This window comes from Anaerovibrio sp. (assembly GCF_051866355.1).
Classification (GTDB): Bacteria; Bacillota; Negativicutes; order Selenomonadales; family Selenomonadaceae; genus Anaerovibrio.
Map to the genome: position 1 here is coordinate 1 of NZ_JBJDWZ010000052.1, position 2409 is coordinate 2409.

Annotated in this window: 2 protein-coding genes; both read left to right on the forward strand. The window is 51.8% G+C overall.

Annotated features, from left to right (window positions below):
* The coding region (gene coaBC / locus ACI3UA_RS03040) for a bifunctional phosphopantothenoylcysteine decarboxylase/phosphopantothenate--cysteine ligase CoaBC (RefSeq protein WP_439723353.1) at positions 1 to 665 on the forward strand (665 nt) is incomplete at its 5' end.
* A 317-nt stretch (positions 666 to 982) separates the two neighbouring features.
* Positions 983 to 2409: ribonuclease J (locus tag ACI3UA_RS03045; protein WP_439723354.1), on the forward strand; the 1427-nt coding region annotated here is incomplete at its 3' end.

Consider the following 2409-nt stretch of genomic DNA (forward strand, 5'->3'; position numbering starts at 1 on the left):
TTAGGCTTCTGGTGACAGCCGCCGGTACCCGTGAGCCCATTGACCCTGTGCGCTACATCGGCAACCGTTCCAGCGGCAAGATGGGCTATGCCATTGCCGAGGCCGCGGCCAGCCTGGGGGCGGAGGTTACGCTGATTTCCGGCCCGTCGGCCTTGCAGCCGCCGGCCCATGTGAAATTTTTCGGCGTGGAATCCGCCTGTGAAATGCGCCAGCTGGTGCAGGAGCGTTTTGCGGACTGCGATATCGTCATCAAGGCGGCGGCAGTGGCCGACTACCGTGTCAGGAATGTTTCTGACCAGAAAATCAAGAAAAACGATGCAGAGCTTACTCTGGTGCTGGAGAAGAATCCGGACATCCTGAAGGAGCTGGGGGAGATGAAGCAGCCTCATCAGACGCTGGTGGGCTTTGCGGCGGAAACTCAGAACCTCCTGCAGTATGCCAGAGGCAAGCTGGAAAAGAAGAATCTCGACATGATAGTGGCCAACGACGTATCAAAGCCGCAGGCAGGCTTTAACGTGGATACCAATCTCATCAAGCTTTTGAAGCGTGACGGCTCCATTGAGGAACTGCCGCTGATGAGCAAGAAGGAGCTGGCCTATATTATTCTGGACAGGGTGATGGAGCTGAGAAAGCAGGCGGCGGTGAACAGCACCGGCCCACAGTAAAATCTATGATTGCCACGGCGTATGAAAGGATTTTTTCATACGCCTTTTTTGTGCTTTTGTTGCGTCATAAGCATCATAGCGGCAGTGCAGGAAATGATTTCTTTACAACGTGGCTAATAATATGATATAATCTATTGTAATGAGCAGAACGGGTCGATTTATGAAGTTTTTTGTGTCCGGTGTGCGGAACGGTTGTCACACTGGGTTTTGTTGCGTGCTTTTTTTGAGCATTTTACACGTAAAGTACAGTTAATTGAGCGGTTCGACTTAGATAGATTTTGTGTTACATTAAAATAAAATATATGGAGGTGTGATTTTTGGCAAAAGAAAAACAAAAATTACAGATTATTCCTCTGGGTGGATTAGGTGAGATTGGCAAGAACATGACCGTGGTACGGTATGGTGACGAGATTTTGCTTATTGATGCGGGCCTTATGTTCCCTGATGAGGAAATGCTTGGTATTGACCTGGTTATACCGGATATTTCATATCTGGTTGAGAACAAGGATAAGGTGAAGGCCATCGTGCTGACCCACGGACATGAGGATCATATCGGTGCCCTGCCTTATGTATTGAAGCAGATTAATGTTCCTGTTTACGGTACGCGCCTGACCTTGGGAATTCTGGAAGGCAGGCTGCAGGAGAACGGCGTTGATTCCGGCAATCTTCGTGCCGTTATGCAGGGCGATACCATCAAGGCAGGCTGCTTTCATGTGAATTTTATCCGGGTAAATCACAGTATTCCGGATGCCGTAGGCCTGGCTGTCACCACACCGATGGGAACGATTATTCATACTGGTGACTTCAAGCTGGACTATACGCCGATTGATGGAAAAATGACCGATTTCCGCCGTTTTTCCGACCTGGGCAACAAGGGCGTCCTTCTGATGATGGCCGACAGCACCAATGCTGAGCGCACGGGCCATACGCCTAGCGAAAGCACCGTGGGAGCGTCCTTTGACAAGGCTTTCCACAATGCCCGTTCCCGCATTATCATTGCTACTTTCTCATCCAATGTGCATCGCATCCAGCAGATTATCAACACTGCGGTGCGCTATAAGCGCAAGGTTGCCGTGCTGGGACGCAGCATGGTGAACGTGGTGAATATCTCGCTGGAGCTTGGCTACATCGAGGCACCGGAGGGAACGCTTATTGATATTGACAATATCGGCAACTATCCTATGGAGCAGATGGTAATTATCACCACCGGCAGTCAGGGTGAGCCGATGTCCGCCCTTACCCGCATGTCACAATCAGACCACCGCAAGGTGGGCATTGTGCCGGGAGATACCATCATCATTTCGGCTACGCCGATTCCGGGCAACGAAAAGCTCGTTTCCCGCACCGTCGACAATCTGCTGAAGCTGGGGGCCAACGTGGTCTATGGCCGTGAGAACGGCATCCATGTTTCCGGCCATGCCAGTCAGGAGGAATTGAAGCTGATGCACAATCTGGTGCGTCCGAAGTTCTTCATACCGGTGCATGGCGAATACCGCCATCTGGTGAAGCACGCAAAGCTGGCCGCCGAGCTGGGCATGCCGAAGGAGAATATTTTCATCGGTGAGAACGGCCAGATTCTTGAGTTTACTAAAGAAAAGGGCTACGTGGCCGGCAGGGTTACCTCCGGACGTGTGCTGATTGACGGCCTCGGCGTAGGTGATGTGGGCAATATCGTGCTGCGTGACCGCCGCCAGCTTTCCCAGGACGGCATCATCATCATCGTGGTGACCATGGACAAGGCCAG